Origin of the sequence: Oribacterium sinus (assembly GCF_014202695.1) — a bacterium.
Lineage (GTDB): Bacteria > Bacillota > Clostridia > Lachnospirales > Lachnospiraceae > Oribacterium > Oribacterium sinus.
The window spans coordinates 306371-323274 of the sequence record NZ_JACHHH010000002.1; the positions used below are offsets into that span (position 1 = coordinate 306371).

Genomic DNA, 16904 nt, shown 5'->3' on the forward strand with positions numbered 1-16904 from the left:
GGATGTATGAAAATATTCTTTCCACGATTAAGAAGATGGATACTGTGGAGAATATCGGAAAAATCGAGAATATCGTAGGAATGTCTATGGAAGCCTCCGGTACCGGAAAGTCCAGTATCGGAGATATTTGCATGATTTATAGTGATGAGACGGAAAGCCAGGTGGCCGCGGAAGTCGTGGGCTTCAAGGGAGACCGGGTACAGCTTATGACCTATAAGACCTCTGTGGGCATCACATCAGGCGCCTTTGTACGGAATACAAGAAGGCGCCTTCGTGTTCCTGTGGGGGATTTTTTGAAGGGCAGAATCATTGATGCCCAGGGAAATCCCATGGATGGGGGGGAACCCTTTCCGGAGAGCGATTTCTATACCGTGAACAATTCCTATATGAACCCTTTGGATAGACCGCCTATTCGAGAGAGACTGCACTTCGGAATTAAGGCCATTGACGGCTTAAACACCGTAGGTAAGGGACAGCGTATCGGCATCTTCGCCGGATCCGGAGTAGGTAAGTCCACTCTGATGGGCATGATTGCCAGAAATGTTAAGACAGATATAAACGTCATCGCCCTTGTGGGAGAGCGTGGACGAGAAATTTTGGAATTCGTGGAAAAGGACATGGGAGAAGAGGGAATGAAGCGTACCGTACTGGTGGTGGCAACCTCCGACCAGCCTGCCATGCTTCGTTTAAAAGCCCCACTTGTGGCCACAACCATTGCGGAATATTTCCGGGACAGGGGCATGGATGTGCTTTTAATGATGGACTCCTTAACCCGTTTTGCCATGGCCCAAAGAGAAATCGGTCTGGCCACCGGAGAACCTCCTATCGCAAGAGGCTATACTCCCTCGATTTATGCGGAGTTCCCCCGTTTACTGGAGCGGGCGGGCGCCTTTAAGAAGGGCTCCATCACCGGCGTTTATACCGTGCTGGTGGAAGGAGACGACACCAACGAGCCCATTGCGGATACGGTCCGCGGTATCCTGGACGGACATATTGTGCTGTCCCGTGCACTGGCTGCGGAAAACCATTATCCTGCTATCGACATCGGTATGAGCATCTCCCGATTGATGGCGGAGCTGGTATCCCAGGAGCACAAAAAATATGCCAGTAGAATGAGAAATACTCTGGGACTTTACCAAAAAAATGCGGATCTTATCGCTATCGGTGCTTATAAAAAGGGCACGGATCCCAAGCTGGATGAGGCTGTAGATAAGTACCCCGCCATCAATGATTTCTTGATGCAGGGAACAGGAGAAGCATTTTCTTACGAAGATACGGTTATGCAAATGAAGGAAATTACCGATATTGGATAAGGCAATTAAATTTTAAGATGCAGAAAGGCGGGAACCAAATTGAAAAAATTCAAGTACAGTTTGGAAACAGTCTATCAATTTAAGCTTCAAGTCTTAGACAAGGTGAAGGAAGAGTATGCCATTAAGCAGCAGGAAGTTTTGAATCAGCAAAGTCTGATCAATCGCCTTCAGGAAGAGTTGTTTCACTACGAAGAGGAATTTGAGCGGGTGAAGCAGGAAGGTGCTTCCATTGAAACCATTATGATGTATGTCAATGGCATCGAGCGAATGGAAAAACGTATAGGGAAAGAGAAAGATGAGCTTATCCGACGTACCGTTATTGCCGAAGAAAAGAAGAGAGAGGTGATTAAGGCCAACGTAGACACCAATGCCTTCGAGAAACTTAAGGAGAAAAAGCTTGAGGAGTATCGTGTTCAAGGACAGAAGGCAGAGGAACAGTTTATCGAGGAATTCGTCTCTCACGCAATGAAGGCATAGGTACAGGAGAGTATATGGCAGAGATGACAATTCAAAAAAGTCAAGCCTTTCCCGTTGGAAAAGACTTAAACAAGGGGAAGTCCTTGGAAGACAACAAAGCTTCCCTTGACTTTAATGCGTTTCTTCGCTCCTCCAAAGAGGATACAGTGAAGAATGAGGGAGACAGAAAGAACAAATCCCAAGAAAACAGTGAGAAAAAAACAGAACAGAACAGTATAGAAAAAGACCCGAAGGAAGCAAAGCTTCAAAAGGGAGAGAAGAAGACAGAAAAGAAAGAGACAAAGACCGAGGAGCAGGACAGCTTACAGGGAGAGAAGGCGGCAAGCCTGGTTTCCGAAAAGCAGCTTCTATTCCAAAAAGATCAGTTGATGGCAGACATCAAGATTGCGGTCGAGGAAGGTGCTGTTGATGCGGTTTCCGACCTTACGGCAGTAGCTGAACCGGTATCCATTCCGCTTACAGAAGAAAGCGCGCTTGTTACCGTTCTTCCTGAAGTAAAGGAAGAGACTACGGCCTTAGCGGATAATGCTACAAAAAAGGATTTTTCCGATTTCTTACAGGAAGATTCTAAGGACGCAAAAGACACTAAGACTGTAGAGCTCAAAGAAGGAGCTTCCCCGGTGGGGGACAAGTCCCTTGTGGAAGCGCCTAAGGAGGAAAATATCATTCCTTCTCAGCGTTTGGAAGAGAAGCTTTCTCAAAGAGTAGAAGAGAAGAAGTCCGGAAAAGAGGAAAAGCTCGACAAAGTGGATGGGCATGCCGGACAACAGATTTCCTTACCGGGAAGTCAGGAAAAGCTTTCAGAGTCGGTTAATGCACCGGTTCGGGAAGAAGCCGTGTTACATAGCTCTGAAGCGAAGCTTCCGGAGGATGTGGCGGAGTTCTTATCCAATAAGGCGGAACTTCAGCATGGCGAAATTAAGATTGAGTTAGAACCCAGAAATCTTGGACAAATTACCGTAAAAGTCAACTACAGCGGCGGCAAGGCAAACATTGTCATTACCGCGGAAAATCCCAAGACCTTGCATCTTTTACAGACCGGTGCTGAGGATATGGGAAGAATCCTGGAGCAAAAAACAGGAGAACTCACCAAGATTGTGGTACAGGAGGAGCAGCATGCTCCGAGTTTCCAGCAGCAGGGACAATCCAATTCCGAGAATAAAGAGGAAGCGGAGCGTCGGCAGAGGGAACAACAGGAACGGGCGCAGCAGGACAATGCAGAAGGCTTCCTGCAAAGAATGCGTTTAGGACTAGCCCAATAAGGAGAAGATATGGCAGAAATTCAAGGTGTTTCTTCCGCAACCAGTCCCTATGAAAAGGCGACTTACAGTGCGAAGTCAAACGATAAAAATACATTATCCATCGAGAGCTACTTTAAGCTCTTGTCCGCCCAGCTTGCAAACCAGGACATGACCAGTCCTATGGACAACAGCGAGATGATGGCGCAGATGACACAGATGGCCATGGTACAAAGCTTAGGAACCATGACTACCAATATGAAGCAGGAAATGGCTTTGACCAAAACCAGCTATTTGGCAGGTTTAATCGGTAAGGAGGTTTCCGCAAAGGTTCCGGAGGCGGAGCAAAAAGCAAAACCCGATGCGCCTAAGGAAAAATCCGGCGTAATTGCTTCCGTAAACCTTACGGGAGATGAACCCAGCTTCCGTTTACAGGGAGATGTTACAGACTATCCTTTGGAAAGTCTTTTGATGGTACGTCAGGCAGGAGCTGCTTCGGAAAGCTCTACTACCGGTTCTGCTGTAACAGTAACCGGCACAGGCACAACAGCACCCGGCGCAAGTACAACAGCACCCGGTGCAACAAGCTCCACAAGCGGCAGCACAGCCAGCCCTTCCGCAGCAACAGCAGGAAGTGCTACAGCGGCAGCTGCAGCTTCTACTGTCGGTGCAGGTGCAGCAGGAACAACAGGCAGTGCCTCTACAGCAAGCCCTGCAACAGGCAGCGCTTCTGTACCCGCAACAACAGGAACAACAGCTAGCGCCAATCCGGCAGGAAGCTCCGTTCCCCCTGCGGTAGCATCAAGCAGTGCAAGCTCCTCCGAGGTAGGCCCCCATGTGGCTATCCTTGAAAGAGAAGCGGCAGCTCACTCTGCAAGCAATTAGAATTAAAATTTAATTTTTATTTCTTTTATAGATTTGAGAAACTTAGCCGATAATAAGGAGTAAGTTTCAAATGCGCAAAAAGCGCCATTCATTTTTCAAACTCACCAGTTGAGGAAAGGACAAGAATATATGTTAAGAGCAATGGATTCTGCAGTAGCAGGTTTGAGAGCACATCAGAACAAGTTAGACGTTATCGGTAACAACATCGCCAATGTTAACACTTTCGGATTTAAGTCTCAGGGATATAGCTTTAAGGATACAATGTATCAGACATCCAGTACTTCTTCAGGAGGAAAGCAGGAAGCCAGCGGTAATGCTACCATCGGTGGTGCAAACCCCGCTCAGTACGGATACGGTTCCTTAACCGGGTCAATTGCCACTGACTTTACTTCCAGTACACCATCCTATGTGGGAGGCTTCAATGCTTCCATCAACGGATCCGGATTCTTTGTAACCAGCGCATCCAATAAGGAAGTTACCCTGGATCCTGCAAATACAAAGACCACAACCGCAGAGATGAAGAAGAACAACTTTGCATACACCCGTGTAGGTCAGTTCTCTGTAGATGCAAACGGATATATTGTAGATGCAAACCACAACTTCGTATACGGCTTCCAGCCTGACTCTTTGACAGAGCCTACCAAGTACGGAGACGGCGGAAAGAAGCTGGTTGCCCTTCGTGCACCTGCAGCTGACAATACCGGAGCGGTAGCTTTAACCGGTAGCCCTGTATTTACAGGTTTTGCAGCACAGCTTAAGTCCGTAGAAATCGGTGCAGACGGAATTGTTAAGGGAATTATCGATAATAAGACTCCGGGAACCGGTGGAGCACCTGCACAGGTTACATCCACATCCATCGTTTTAGGAAAGGTAGCAGTTGCTTCCTTCCAGAACCAGGAAGGTTTGACCAAGGCGGGAAACAACACCTTTAATGCAGGAGTAGGAGATAACACAGGATACATTTCCGCAACCATGCCCGGTGAGGGTTCCACCCCTACCTTGATGGCCGGATATTTGGAAGCATCCAACGTTGACTTGGCAAAGGAATTCTCTGACATGATTACCACACAGAGAGGTTTCCAGGCTAACTCCAAGATCATTACCGTATCTGATGAAGTTCTTCAGGAACTGGTAAATATGAAGAGATAAAACATAAGCTAAGGCTTTCCTGAGTTGGAAAACAGAATAGATTGCTTCTGAAAAGAAGAAAAATCCATTTCCAACAAAGGAAGGCTTCTGCTGTGTAAGTAGACGAAAGGAGGAAATCATGATACGCCTAACAAAATTAAACGGGGAAGAAGTGTTTTTGAATTATTTTCAAATCCTTTACATTCGCCGCATTCCGGAAACCAAGGTAAAGCTGGCAAACGGAGATTTCTATCTGGTAAGAGATAGTGTGGAGTCAATTATTGAACAGGTTCAGGGTTTCCTAAGAAAGTGTCTTACTTTTGAGGATAAATTTCATGAGGGAGAAGACGTACATGAAATTAAGGGGAAAGAAAGAGAAGCTTAGGAAGAGCGAGTAGGAAGCAAGGAGGCTAGTCAATAAGTATGGACATTTCAATGTTATTAGGCTGGATTATCGCTATTGCCTTAATCATTAGTGGTATTACCATGCCGAAGTTGGGGAACTTCTGGGATGCACCCAGTGCCCTGATCGTAGTTGGAGGAACAATAGCGGCGTTAATCGCCTGCTACCCATTCCGAATCATTAAGGAAATTCCGAAGCATATCGGAATCTGCTTTCGAGGAGGAAAAAAATATGATGTACCGAAAACTGTAGATGCACTTGTGGATTTGGCTTTGATTGCCAGACAGAGCGGTTTGCTGGCTTTGGAAGAAAAGGCGGAAGAAATCAAGGAGCCCTTCTTTAAACAAGCCGTAGTCATGATTGTAGATGCCAATGATCCGGATAAGGTACGCGCCTCTCTGGAGCATCAGGTAGAAGATATGATGACCAGACATGAAGAAGCGAAAGGTCTTTATGTTAAGGGATCCGCTCTGGCGCCGGCCTTCGGTATGATCGGAACCCTGGTAGGTCTGGTAAACATGTTAAAGGGTATGGACCTTTCCGGTTCCGGCGGCGGAGCCAGTACCCTGGGACAGGACATGGGTGTAGCGTTAATCACCACCTTCTACGGTTCTGCCATGAGTAACGTGCTTTTCCACCCCATTGCCCAGAAGCTAACCATCAAGGACAATGAAGAGGTTTTATACTGCTCCATTATTATCGAGGGTGTTATCGCCATTCAGTCCGGAGATAACCCCAAGGTTATCCGGGAAAGACTTTTGGCTTCCCTTGCCCAGAAGCAGCAGAAGAAGCTTTTGGCTAAGGCCGGAGCGGCAGGCGGAGATGCCGGAGGAGGAGATAAGTAATGAAGAAACGAGGTGGAGGAGACGAAGGTGGATCCTGGATGGACACCTACGGGGACCTGGTTACCCTCTTAATGACCTTCTTCGTGCTTCTTTACTCCATGTCCAGTATCGACTCGGCAAAGTGGGATGTGTTTGTACGTTCCATTTTCCCGAACGGACGCCCGGGAGATAAGTCGGCGGAGCAGATTATTATTAACGGTCAGGCCACCGATAAGGATGAGCCTGCCGGAGAAATAGGAGACAGCGGAGCCCCGGAAAATACGGTAGATCCGAATAATATCAATGAATTGTATCTGCAGATTGCCCAAGCTTTGAATGCGGCAGGTATTGACGGCGTTGAAGTTTCCCGTGGACAAGATTACACCTTTGTGGTATTTAAAGATAAGGCATTTTTCGCCGGAGACAGTTCTGTAATTACTCCACAAGGACAGGAGACTTTATCCATATTTTGTGATACTATAGCACCGGATGCAAATAAGTTGTCTCAGGTCAATATTATGGGGCATACCGCCCAGGCGGATCCGGAGAGGGCCAATAACCCGAGAAACGATAGAATCTTGTCGGTTATGCGTGCGGCGGAGGTTTGTCTCTTTATTCAGGGAAGAGGAATTATCTCCCCGGATAAGCTGGTCAGCATCGGTTACGGACAGTTCCATCCTATAGCGGACAACGCTACATCGGAGGGAAGAGCCAAGAATCGAAGAGTAGAAATTTTGCTTATTGACGAAGGCGCGGAAATCCGTAATATTAATGAGTACTTCGAGGAGTACTACAGCGGAGCCAATGCGGACAAAACCATCGTTACCGATGGTGTGCCGGAGAACATTCATGCCGAGGAAGCCGGTGCAGCAGCTCCTGCAGAAGGAGCAGCGGCGGCAGAAGCTGCAAATCCGGCAGAGGGTGCTACTCCCGCCGGAGAAGGAAGTCCCGCAGCCGGGGCGGACAGCGCAGGCGCTGCAGAGGGTGCGGCAAGCACAGGATCCGAGGCAGGCGGCCAGCAGGCCATGGCCAAAGAAAAGACACCGCAGGTTGCCGGTGTTTCCCGAGAAATTCCCGGGGAAAAGGAAGAGAACAGTATTGCAGGAAACATCAAAAAAATACTAGGAGACTTCTTGAAAGGACTTGGAGGAAAAGCTAAGTCTTAATCCTTTAGCAGGGCTAAGGGAGTATGAGAAAGGGGTTATGTAAGAAAAGCGCGATTTTCTTACAGTAGGAAGAAGAAGAGGTTATTGAATGGCAGACGTCTTATCCCAAAGCCAAATTGATGCGCTTCTGAAATCCATGCAGGACGGACCACCCAAAGAAGAAAAGGTGGAAGAAAAACCTGCAGAGGTTTTGGAAACAAAGAAAGAAGAAGTGCAGAAGGAAGAAGAAACGTATAGCAAATACGACTTCTACAGTCCGAGAAAGTTCACCAAAGATAAAATTCGATTATTGAGGAGTATCTTCGATAATTATGCAAGAATTTTAACATCTCAGGTGAATGGTATTTTCCGTACCATGACGGATATTACGGTTTTAGAGTTAAGAGAGACCAGATACTACGAATATGTCAATGCCTTCCATGAAAATGACTGTATGACGATAGTAGACACCTATGTGCAGGACAAGGGAAAGAGCAATGTGCCCATGATGAGTTATATCTCACCGGGACTTACCCTGACTCTGGTAAGCCACATGCTGGGAGGAAGTGATACTGTTATTAAGACGGAAGAGGATTATCGTTATACCGATGTGGAGATGGCTCTGTACAAGAGAATCATGGAATACATCGTCCATGCCTTGGGAGACGGTTTCAGCAATTATATTAACGCAGAGTTTAAGATTGCAAAGATAGAAACCAACCCCTCCATGGTACAGGAAGTAGGATTGGATGAAACCGTAGTGCTGGCAGTGATGAATGTGGATATTTCCGGTTTAGCCATGGAAAGAATCCGAATCTGTCTTCCCGGAACCCTTCTGGAACATATGTTTAAGATTATTGATAACCGGAAACATCTGGCCAGAGGCTTTGCTTACGAGAATAATCAAGATACCATTATGGAACATTTGAAGGCTTCCAGCTTCCCGATGACAGGACAGCTTGGCGTTGTCAAGTTGGACATTGAAGATCTCTATCATTTAAAGGTAGGGGATGTCATCGACTTAAACAAGGCGAAGAATTCCGCTGTCAAGCTTTATGTAGGAAGACAGCCCTGGTTTACCGGAAAGATGGGAGTATACAAGAAAAACATTGCCATTCGGATTGAAGACCGAATCATCCAAAAGGAAGATAAGGCGATGGAAGCACTTTCCGACGGGGTAGCGAAGGAAGGGGAAACGGAAGAAATTCCGGAAGAAGAAATTTCACCGATGAATGTGATGGCACAAGACATTCAGGATTTACTGGATCCGGAGCCTTCTCTGGATGATGAGGAATAAACTGGTCTTAAGGCAGGAAACTGCCATAGAGATATAAAAAAAGCTTAGTATAAGGATAGGAGAAACGAAGATGGCAAAGATTTTGTTAGTAGATGATGCAGCGTTCATGCGAATGATGGTAAAGAACTCCCTTACAAAGGGCGGCTTTGCTGATTGCACCTTCGTGGAAGCACAGGATGGCATGGAAGCAGTAAAGAAGTTTGAAGAAGAGAATCCTGATCTTGTGATCATGGACATTACCATGCCCAACATGGATGGATTGCAGGCTCTGAAGAAGATTAGAGAAGCACATCCGGATGCGAAGGTTGTAATGTGTACCGCGATGGGACAGGAAAGCATGGTAGTGGATGCAATTAAGTCCGGAGCAAAGGACTTCGTTGTAAAGCCCTTTAATGCAGAGAGAATTACTTCCACCGTTAAGAACATCTTGGGTGGCTAAAAGAGAGTAGAGGAAGAACATGTCATTTTTAAATTCATTCGATATTAGTGCATCAGGGATGAGCGCTCAGAGAGTCAGAATGGACATTGCGGCAGAGAATATTGCCAACGTGGATACCACCAGAACCGAAGCAGGCGGTGCTTACAAAAGAAAAGATGTAGTGCTGGAAAGCTTTGGAGAACGCTCCTTCCAACAGGCCCTTCGAAATGCGCAAAATGGCAAGGGCTTCCGGGGACAGCATGCGGGAGTTCGTGTTCAGGGGGTCATTACCGATGATCGGGAGATGAAGAGGGTCTATAACCCAAATCACCCTGATGCGGATGCCCAGGGCTATGTAAACTACCCCAATGTGGATATTTTGAAGGAGACGGTGGACTCCATGTCCGCCACTCGTTCTTATGAAGCCAATGTTACCGCTTTAAATGCCATGAAGACCATGGCACAAAGAGCGCTGGACATCGGCAAGTAAGAAGGGGCTATAGGAACAGGAAACTGAGAATTAAAGGAGTAAGTTAGATGGGTGCGACCAGCTTCAATGAAATGGAAATCGATGCCATAGGCGAGATTATGAATATCAGCCTTGGGGCGTCAGCAACGGCAATATCCACTCTTCTTGGCACTAAAGTTAATATTACTACTCCTGTTGTGCAGGTGAAAAACAAAGAAAACTTTGAGTTTCGGGAATTAGAGCCGGCAATAGGAGTTGAAATTGCATACGTTCAAGGAATTGATGGCAAAAACATCATGATGTTTTCCCGGAACGACGTTCGTATCATCGTTTCCATGATGATGGGGGCGGAGATTCCGGAAGATGAATTCGTCATGGACGAAATCAACGCCAGTGCGATTCGTGAGGCAATGAACCAGATGATGGGAGCTTCGGCTACCGCTCTTTCTGAGTTTTTGGGAACAACCGTAGATATTTCTACCCCCATTTCCTACGAAATCACAGACGGCGCTGCATTTAAAGACAAGTATTTCGAAGGGGCTGAGGAGAATGTTGTTATTCGCTTCACCCTGGAAATCGAAGATAACTTAAAGAGTGAGTTCTTAAATATCATGTCTGTGGATCTGGTAAAGAAGCTTTTGAAGCCCTTTACTGCCCAGTTTGGTATGGGAGAAGAGGAAGAGGATGAGGTGGTTGCCAGTAGTGAGGAAGCTGTATCGCCTCAAGTAGAAGAACCTGTAGCGGAAGCACCGGCTGCGGAAGCGCCTGCGGCAGAGGAAGCTCCAATGCCTGCAAAGTCCGGTCCTATCGACCAGGCTACGGCAGATGCTTTACTGGCCAGCTTACTGGCAGAACAAAACGGAGAGGGAGCCTCTGAAACGACACCCGCTCCTGCAGCAGAGCCGGCAGCTGCTCCGGAACCCGTAGCGGCAGCTCCTGCACCGACACCGGCAGAACCGGCAGCAGCCGCCCCTGCACCACAGCCTGTAGCGGCACCACAGCCTGCACCGGCTCAGATGGCTCCTCAGATGATGGCTATGCCTCAGGGTGTGGCTTATCAGGATCCTCTCACCTTGCAGCTTTTAAACCAGATGCAACAGTCTCAGACCCAGATGCTGGAGCTGATTCGGGATATTCAGGGAGGAAAGAATAAGGAAGCGAAATCTTCCGAGCCATCTCTGATTAAACCTTTAAATTCCAGAGAATTCGAGAATGAGGGTGGAGAAGCAGGAGAAAATCCTGACAACAGAGAAATGCTGATGAAGGTACCTTTAGAGATTTCCGTAGAAATCGGAAGGACCAGAAAGCTGGTAAAGGATATCTTAGACTTTACCCAGGGTTCTCTGGTGGTTCTGGACAAGATGGCAGGAGAGCAGGCAGACCTCTACGTAAACGGAGAGTGTATTGCCAAAGGAGACATCGTAGTTGTAGAAGAAAACTTCGGTATTCGTATCACCGAGATTTTGAAGAAAGACATTAATCAGGAGAGCCTATAATGTTTCAACAGGATATCATCTCCCTTGTGTCCGGTTTTTTACTCTTCTGTCTCTTCCTTTTAGGAGTTTGGGCTCTACATCGTTTTATCGGAAAGTACGGAAGAATGTTCCAAAAAAGTCGATACATGCAAGTGGTTGACCATATACAGGTATCTCAGGACAGACAGCGGTTTATCCTTCGTTTAGAGAAGGAGAACCGCTGTCTCCTTGTGGCGTCAGGACCTGAAGGAATGAGACTCATTACCGAATTGCAGGAAGACTATGAGGGAGAGAATCCCTTAGGGAACGGAGAAAGCTTTCTTTCCGTATTTCAAAAGGAAGGGGCAAAGCTTTTACAGAAGAAGCTGCAAGGAAAGAATGCCGGTGCATGGAATGGGGAAGAGGAGAAAGCTTCCGCTTCCGAATTGGATAGTGAGGTATAAGGATGAATGAATTATTGTCAGGATTAAATGGAGGTTCCGTTCCTACCCTGGAACTGATCTACTTATTAACCCTTGTGGCTTTACTGCCTTCTATTGTGATTATGATGACTTCTTTTACCAGAATCATCATCATTTTATCCTTTACCAGAAATGCTATGGGTGTTCAGCAAACGCCTCCCAACATGGTTTTGGCAGGGATTGCTTTCTTTTTGACCCTCTACATCATGAGCCCCACCTTGAACAAAATTAATACGGAGGCTTATGAACCTTATAAGAATGGGACGGTCACTCAGGAAGAAGCTTTAAATATTATGGGGAAGGATATGAAGGAGTTTATGCTCCGGAATACGGAAAAGGCCACATTGGATCGTTTTGTATCCATGAGTAAGGTGGAGCTGCAAAAGGATCCGAAGGACTATCCATTAACCGTGGTGACTCCCGCATTTATGACTTCGGAGCTGAAAAGAGGCTTTACTGCCGGCTTTTTGATTTATCTGCCCTTCCTCTTAATTGACGTGGTAGTATCCACCACCCTGATGGCTATGGGTATGGTAATGTTACCTCCGGCCATGGTGTCTATGCCCTTTAAGCTTTTGCTTTTTATTACCGTAGACGGATGGAACCTGCTTTTTTCCAGTGTGGTCAACAGTTTCCGATAGGGAAAGGGGAAGAAAATGCTGGATAGTGCGGAAATTTTAGATATTATGAACCAAACCTTTATGTTGTCCCTAAGGATTGCCATGCCCTTCCTTTTGGTGAGCATGATTTTGGGTATCGTGATTGCCATCTTTCAGGCGGCAACCTCCATCAATGAGCAGACCCTGACCTTTGTCCCGAAGCTTATTGCCATTATTATCATGATGACGGTTTTGGGAGGAACCCTCTTAAAGACCATGCAGGATTTCTTTACCATGATAATGAAAATGGTGGCAGGAGGATAATATGCTGGTCTTATTTTCCTTTATTGTCATGCGAATGACAGGAGCCATTGCCTTTAACCCTGTTTTTGGAAGAACGGATTATCCCCGTCGTGCCAGGGCGGCTTTGATTTTTATGCTTTCCGCCATTTGCTATGTGCATATCGGCGGAGAGCTTCAGCATATGCCGGGGAGTATTCTGGAGTATGGCTTTATGCTTTTGAAGGAGCTTTTCGTAGGCTTTTGTCTGGGCTTTGCCATGGAGCTGGCCTTTACCTGCCTGCGCTTTGCCACTTCCATTATGGACTTTTCCATGGGCTTAAACATGGCTCAGGTTTTCGACCCTCAAAGCGGTTCTCAGGCTACGGTGAGTACGGGCTTGTTCTATGGCTTTATGATGCTTCTGTTTTTTTCTATGGACGGGCATCTGCGTTTTTTAGAACTTTTATTTCAAACGATAGATACCCATCCTTTTGGAGGCATTTCCATAAAACTTTTGCTAATGCCGAAGCTGATGCTGTCCCTTTTTGTGGCTTCTATGAAGATGGGCTTAGAGCTGGCCTTTCCGATTATGGGCTTAGAGCTGATGTCTGAAATCGCGTTGGGAATCCTTATGCGTATTATTCCCCAAATTAATATTTTTGCGGTTAATTTCCAGCTGAAAATCATTCTGGGTTTTTCCATGCTCTACTTCCTTTTGATTCCCATTACGGATAAGATGAAGGACTTTATAGCATTTGCCTTTGAGAGTCTGAACAAGGTTATGGGACTGCTTTAGAAAAAAGTGAAAAAGAGTTCAAAAATTTAAGAATCCGTAAAATAGCAAGAGAAACCACCGAGTTTAAGATGAGGGAAAAATAGCCTAAAATCAGAAGAATTGAAATAATGAATATTTTTAATTTTTCTTTTGATTTTACAGGGGAAAAGCATAAGCTGAATTAAAAAAAACTTAAAAACTAGTGAAATTGCCTATAGACGAATTGAAAAGCATTAGCTAAACTCATCAAGATGTAAAAGAATAGGAATACCGGGGAAAGAGAGGTTTAACAGTGGCAGACGGCGACAAGACCGAAGCGCCTTCCGAAAAAAAGCGAAGTGACGCCAGAAAGGAAGGTAATGTTTTTCAAAGTAAAGACATTGTCACTGTAGCAGTTTTATTCGGCGTGTTTTATGCCGTCCGCTTTATGATGCCCTTCATCTATAAGGATCTGAGGAATTTTCTTTCCTATATTTTAGAGCTTTTAGATGAGCCCAGCCCCATTTCCAATAAGCTGTATCTGCGTTTCACCTGGCTTTTTGTGAAGTCCGCCATGCCTTTATTGCTGGTGACGATGTTTTTGGGTGTGATAGCCAGCTTGGTACAGACCAGATTCAACATCAGTTTTAAATTATTAACGCCTAAGTTTTCCAAGCTAAACCCCATGCAGGGCTTAGGAAGGATTTTTTCCAAAAAAAATGTAGTGGAATTATTGAAGAATATTTTGAAGATTATTATTCTCATTAATTTCCTCTATTCCATCATTAAGGCGGATATCATTCCCATTGCCAAGATGGTACACATGGACATTCAAAATTCCAGTCTGGCCTTGGTGTCCATGATGTTTGACTTGATTACCAGAGTTTGCGGAGTCTTTTTGATTATTGCCCTTTTCGACTTTATGTATCAGAAGTGGGAATATGAAAATAACTTAAAGATGACCAAGCAGGAAGTAAAAGATGAGTACAAGATGCTGGAAGGTAATCCGGAAATCAAGGGAAGAATGAAGCAGCAAATGCGTGCCAGAGCCAACCAGCGAATGATGCAGCAGGTTCCGGACGCGGATGTTATCATTCGAAACCCGGAGCACTTGGCCATTGCCATAAAGTATGATCCGGACAAAAACACCGCTCCGGTGGTTTTGGCGAAGGGACAGGATGAATTGGCCCTCCGAATTGTGGCCGTAGGAGAGGCCAATGGGGTAACGGCTATAGAAAACAAGCCTCTTGCCCGGGCAATGTATCCTCTTTGTCATGTTGGCAAAGAAATCCCCGGGGATTTTTACGGGGCTGTAGCGGAAATCTTAGTATATATCTACCAGAAAGAAAACAGACAGGATATTTTAGAAAGAGCGAAGGAAGATAACAGGGATGGTTAAAAACATTTTGCAAAATGGAGTAGTACTTTTCGTACTGGTTCTCATATTGCTCCTCATTATTCCCCTCCCCGCCATGATGGTTGACGTGGCGATTGTGGTGAATATGGCCATTTCTATGATGATTCTAGTGATTACCATGACGATTCGGGAACCGCTGGAATTGTCTATTTTCCCGTCCTTACTTTTAATTACCACCCTTTTCCGTTTGGGAATCAACGTTTCCACAACCAGAAATATCTTAACCAACGGCGGTTCTTCCGGAGCGATTATCAAGGCCTTCGGAGACTTCGTGGTACGAGGAAACGTGGTAGTCGGTTTGATTATTTACCTGATTATCGTATTGATGCAGTTTATCGTTATTACCAAGGGTGCGGAGCGTGTATCCGAAGTAGCAGCCCGATTCAAATTGGACGCGATGCCCGGTAAGCAGATGGCGATTGATGCGGATCTTTCTTCCGGTATGATTACGGAGCAGCAGGCCAGAGAGCGAAGAGAGAAGATTCAGAGAGAATCCGACTTCTACGGTTCCATGGACGGTGCTACCAAAATCGTAAAGGGAGACGGTGTCATGTCTCTTATCACTACAGCAATCAACCTGGTGGGAGGAAGTATTATCGGTATCGTCCAGTCCGGACAACCGGTGGCTACCGTGCTTTCTACCTATTCTATTGCTACCGTGGGAGACGGTCTGGTAGGACAGATTCCGTCTTTGCTGATTTCCGTTTCCACCGGTATGATTGTAACCCGTGCAGTATCGGAAGGCTCCTTAAACGAAGACGTTTCCAAGCAGTTTACTCAGCAGCCCCGTTCCATGATGATTACGGGAATTGCTATGGGCGTACTGATGCTGATTCCGGGAATGCCGATTTTACAGATTCTTCCCGTTGCCGGAGGATTTATTGCGGCAGGATATTTCCTGGAAAAGAGAATCAAGGAAGAGCCGGAGCGGGCAAGAACGGAAGGGGAAGGCTTGTTGCCCAGCATGGAAGCGGCGCCTCAGCCGCAGGAGGCCCAGGGGGAAGCGCCCCAAGCTCCTGCGGAATCCGAAGAGGATTACTTCAAGGATGTTAACAACGTCTATAACCTCCTGCAGGTGGAACCCATTGAAATGGATTTTGGCTACAGCCTGATTCCTCTGGCTGACGAGTCTGTAGGAGGAAGATTGATTCAGAGAATCGTCATTTTCCGAAGACAGTATGCCCAGGATATCGGCTTTGTAGTACCTTCCATCCGTCTTAGAGATTCCTCCAGTTTAGGAACCAATGAATACAGCATTAAGATTAAGGGGGAGGAAATCGCCAAGGGTGAAATCCTGACAGACTATGTACTGGCCCTGGAGCCGGACGACGTGGAGGATGCCATCGACGGAATTGAAACCATTGAGCCGGCCTACGGTATCCCCTCCAAGTGGATTCGACCGGAAAATCGGGAGAGGGCGGAGCTTTACGGCTACACCGTTATCGATCCTTTGTCAGTAATGCTTTCCCACTTATCGGAAACCATTAAACGGCATGCCTATGAGTTGATGACCAGACAGGAAGTGGTTCGTCTGGTGGAAAACCTAAAGAAAACTGCACCGGAGCTTTGTGAAGAAGCTTTTCCGGGAGTTATCAGCTACAACCTTTTGCAAAAGGTACTGACTACCCTTTTGAGAGAAGGCGTTTCCATCAAGGACTTGGAAACCATCGTGGAGACCATGTTTGAATGTATCAGCGAAACCGGCTTACCGGTGAAGGATACGGATTAGATTGTGGAAAAGGTTCGTGCTTCATTAAAGAGAACTATTACCAGAATGTATTGTGAAGATGGGAACATGAAGGTGATTACCTTGGATGCCGGCCTAGAGAGAACCATGGTAAATTCTCTGGCCAGAGGAGAAAATGGCCTTTATCTGGCGTTAAGCCCGGAACTCTTACAGAGTCTGATTCGTCAGGTGGCGGAGGAAAGCAGAAAGTTTAATAATTTATCCAGTCCTCCTTTGATCCTCACCTCTCAGGTGATGCGAATTCATTTCTATCATCTGATAGAACAGTTCTATCCCAATGTGCGAGTGCTTTCCTTTAATGAGGTGGCCAGCAACGTGCAGATTCAGGCCATCGGAAGTCTTCGTTTGGAGGATGACCTGGAGGAAAAGGGAACCGCTTAAAAGACAAAATGCAAAGTAAGTTTCTTAAAAAGGGTATTGCTAAAAAGGTGTTGTTAAAAAAGGAAATTACCGAAAAAGACAGCCATAAAAAGGAACTGACTATATTAAAAAAATTTTTTATAATCTTACTTGAGACTCTACCGGAAAAGAATTGCTTGCAAGAGTAAGACAAAGATTAGAGTACGAGGGGA

17 protein-coding genes and 1 pseudogene are annotated in these 16904 nt (G+C 46.1%); all 18 read left to right on the plus strand.

Annotation, left to right across the window (positions count from 1 at the left end; translation table 11 throughout):
* Window positions 1–2: 2 nt before the first annotated feature.
* A complete protein-coding gene (locus HNQ46_RS03090; protein ID WP_007156878.1) occupies window positions 3–1313 on the plus strand; it encodes a FliI/YscN family ATPase in 1311 nt (436 codons plus the stop codon).
* Between the two features lie 39 nt (window positions 1314–1352).
* Window positions 1353–1790, plus strand: a complete 438-nt coding sequence (gene fliJ / locus HNQ46_RS03095) for a flagellar export protein FliJ (protein WP_183682860.1) — start codon at window positions 1353–1355, stop codon at window positions 1788–1790.
* 14 nt (window positions 1791–1804) lie between these two features.
* A complete protein-coding gene (locus HNQ46_RS03100; protein WP_183682863.1) occupies window positions 1805–3052 on the plus strand; it encodes a flagellar hook-length control protein FliK in 1248 nt (415 codons plus the stop codon).
* Window positions 3053–3061: 9 nt separating this feature from the next.
* On the plus strand, window positions 3062–3913 hold the full coding sequence (locus HNQ46_RS03105; RefSeq protein WP_183682866.1) for a flagellar hook capping FlgD N-terminal domain-containing protein: 852 nt from the start codon (window positions 3062–3064) through the stop codon (window positions 3911–3913).
* Between the two features lie 129 nt (window positions 3914–4042).
* A complete protein-coding gene (locus HNQ46_RS03110) occupies window positions 4043–5062 on the plus strand; it encodes a flagellar hook-basal body complex protein (protein ID WP_183682869.1) in 1020 nt (339 codons plus the stop codon).
* A 118-nt stretch (window positions 5063–5180) separates the two neighbouring features.
* Entirely contained in the window at window positions 5181–5426 is a 246-nt protein-coding gene (locus HNQ46_RS03115; protein WP_007156873.1) for a flagellar FlbD family protein, read from the plus strand.
* 38 nt (window positions 5427–5464) lie between these two features.
* Complete coding sequence (locus tag HNQ46_RS03120) at window positions 5465–6289, plus strand: motility protein A (RefSeq protein ID WP_183682872.1); 825 nt, start codon at window positions 5465–5467, stop codon at window positions 6287–6289.
* Window positions 6289–7434, plus strand: coding sequence for an OmpA/MotB family protein (locus HNQ46_RS03125; protein ID WP_183682874.1), 1146 nt, complete (start codon window positions 6289–6291; stop codon window positions 7432–7434). The genes HNQ46_RS03120 and HNQ46_RS03125 overlap by 1 nt, the downstream gene beginning before the upstream one ends.
* Before the next feature lie 88 nt (window positions 7435–7522).
* Window positions 7523–8710, plus strand: a complete 1188-nt coding sequence (locus HNQ46_RS03130) for a flagellar motor switch protein FliM (protein ID WP_183682877.1) — start codon at window positions 7523–7525, stop codon at window positions 8708–8710.
* A 70-nt stretch (window positions 8711–8780) separates the two neighbouring features.
* Window positions 8781–9149, plus strand: coding sequence for a response regulator (locus HNQ46_RS03135; protein WP_183682881.1), 369 nt, complete (start codon window positions 8781–8783; stop codon window positions 9147–9149).
* A gap of 19 nt (window positions 9150–9168) precedes the next feature.
* Complete coding sequence (gene flgC, locus HNQ46_RS03140) at window positions 9169–9618, plus strand: flagellar basal body rod protein FlgC (RefSeq protein WP_183682884.1); 450 nt, start codon at window positions 9169–9171, stop codon at window positions 9616–9618.
* A gap of 47 nt (window positions 9619–9665) precedes the next feature.
* Complete coding sequence (gene fliN, locus HNQ46_RS03145; protein WP_183682887.1) at window positions 9666–11093, plus strand: flagellar motor switch protein FliN; 1428 nt, start codon at window positions 9666–9668, stop codon at window positions 11091–11093.
* The gene (locus HNQ46_RS03150; protein ID WP_183682890.1) at window positions 11093–11515 is read left to right on the plus strand and encodes a flagellar biosynthetic protein FliO; all 423 of its coding nucleotides are present in this window, start codon (window positions 11093–11095) and stop codon (window positions 11513–11515) included. The genes fliN and HNQ46_RS03150 overlap by 1 nt, the downstream gene beginning before the upstream one ends.
* Window positions 11516–11517: 2 nt before the next feature.
* On the plus strand, window positions 11518–12174 hold the full coding sequence (fliP, locus tag HNQ46_RS03155; protein WP_183682893.1) for a flagellar type III secretion system pore protein FliP: 657 nt from the start codon (window positions 11518–11520) through the stop codon (window positions 12172–12174).
* Between the two features lie 15 nt (window positions 12175–12189).
* A complete protein-coding gene (locus tag HNQ46_RS03160; protein ID WP_183682896.1) occupies window positions 12190–12456 on the plus strand; it encodes a flagellar biosynthetic protein FliQ in 267 nt (88 codons plus the stop codon).
* 1 nt (window position 12457) lies between these two features.
* The gene (locus HNQ46_RS03165) at window positions 12458–13210 is read left to right on the plus strand and encodes a flagellar biosynthetic protein FliR (RefSeq protein WP_183682899.1); all 753 of its coding nucleotides are present in this window, start codon (window positions 12458–12460) and stop codon (window positions 13208–13210) included.
* A 271-nt stretch (window positions 13211–13481) separates the two neighbouring features.
* On the plus strand, window positions 13482–14567 hold the full coding sequence (flhB, locus tag HNQ46_RS03170) for a flagellar biosynthesis protein FlhB (protein ID WP_183682902.1): 1086 nt from the start codon (window positions 13482–13484) through the stop codon (window positions 14565–14567).
* Window positions 14560–16713: pseudogene (gene flhA / locus HNQ46_RS03175) on the plus strand (flagellar biosynthesis protein FlhA). Before flhB ends, flhA begins: the two are co-directional and overlap by 8 nt.
* Window positions 16714–16904 lie beyond the last annotated feature (191 nt).

Excerpts from the sequence above, each read along its gene's own strand:
- HNQ46_RS03100 (WP_183682863.1), top strand. The coding sequence starts at position 1,805 with ATGGCAGAGATGACAATTCAAAAAAGTCAAGCCTTTCCCGTTGGAAAA.
- HNQ46_RS03160 (WP_183682896.1), top strand. The coding sequence starts at position 12,190 with ATGCTGGATAGTGCGGAAATTTTAGATATTATGAACCAAACCTTTATG.
- HNQ46_RS03125 (WP_183682874.1), top strand. The coding sequence starts at position 6,289 with ATGAAGAAACGAGGTGGAGGAGACGAAGGTGGATCCTGGATGGACACC.
- HNQ46_RS03120 (WP_183682872.1), top strand. The coding sequence starts at position 5,465 with ATGGACATTTCAATGTTATTAGGCTGGATTATCGCTATTGCCTTAATC.
- fliP (WP_183682893.1), top strand. The coding sequence starts at position 11,518 with ATGAATGAATTATTGTCAGGATTAAATGGAGGTTCCGTTCCTACCCTG.
- HNQ46_RS03105 (WP_183682866.1), top strand. The coding sequence starts at position 3,062 with ATGGCAGAAATTCAAGGTGTTTCTTCCGCAACCAGTCCCTATGAAAAG.
- flgC (WP_183682884.1), top strand. The coding sequence starts at position 9,169 with ATGTCATTTTTAAATTCATTCGATATTAGTGCATCAGGGATGAGCGCT.
- HNQ46_RS03135 (WP_183682881.1), top strand. The coding sequence starts at position 8,781 with ATGGCAAAGATTTTGTTAGTAGATGATGCAGCGTTCATGCGAATGATG.
- fliN (WP_183682887.1), top strand. The coding sequence starts at position 9,666 with ATGGGTGCGACCAGCTTCAATGAAATGGAAATCGATGCCATAGGCGAG.
- HNQ46_RS03090 (WP_007156878.1), top strand. The coding sequence starts at position 3 with ATGTATGAAAATATTCTTTCCACGATTAAGAAGATGGATACTGTGGAG.
- HNQ46_RS03130 (WP_183682877.1), top strand. The coding sequence starts at position 7,523 with ATGGCAGACGTCTTATCCCAAAGCCAAATTGATGCGCTTCTGAAATCC.
- HNQ46_RS03115 (WP_007156873.1), top strand. The coding sequence starts at position 5,181 with ATGATACGCCTAACAAAATTAAACGGGGAAGAAGTGTTTTTGAATTAT.
- HNQ46_RS03110 (WP_183682869.1), top strand. The coding sequence starts at position 4,043 with ATGTTAAGAGCAATGGATTCTGCAGTAGCAGGTTTGAGAGCACATCAG.
- HNQ46_RS03150 (WP_183682890.1), top strand. The coding sequence starts at position 11,093 with ATGTTTCAACAGGATATCATCTCCCTTGTGTCCGGTTTTTTACTCTTC.
- HNQ46_RS03165 (WP_183682899.1), top strand. The coding sequence starts at position 12,458 with ATGCTGGTCTTATTTTCCTTTATTGTCATGCGAATGACAGGAGCCATT.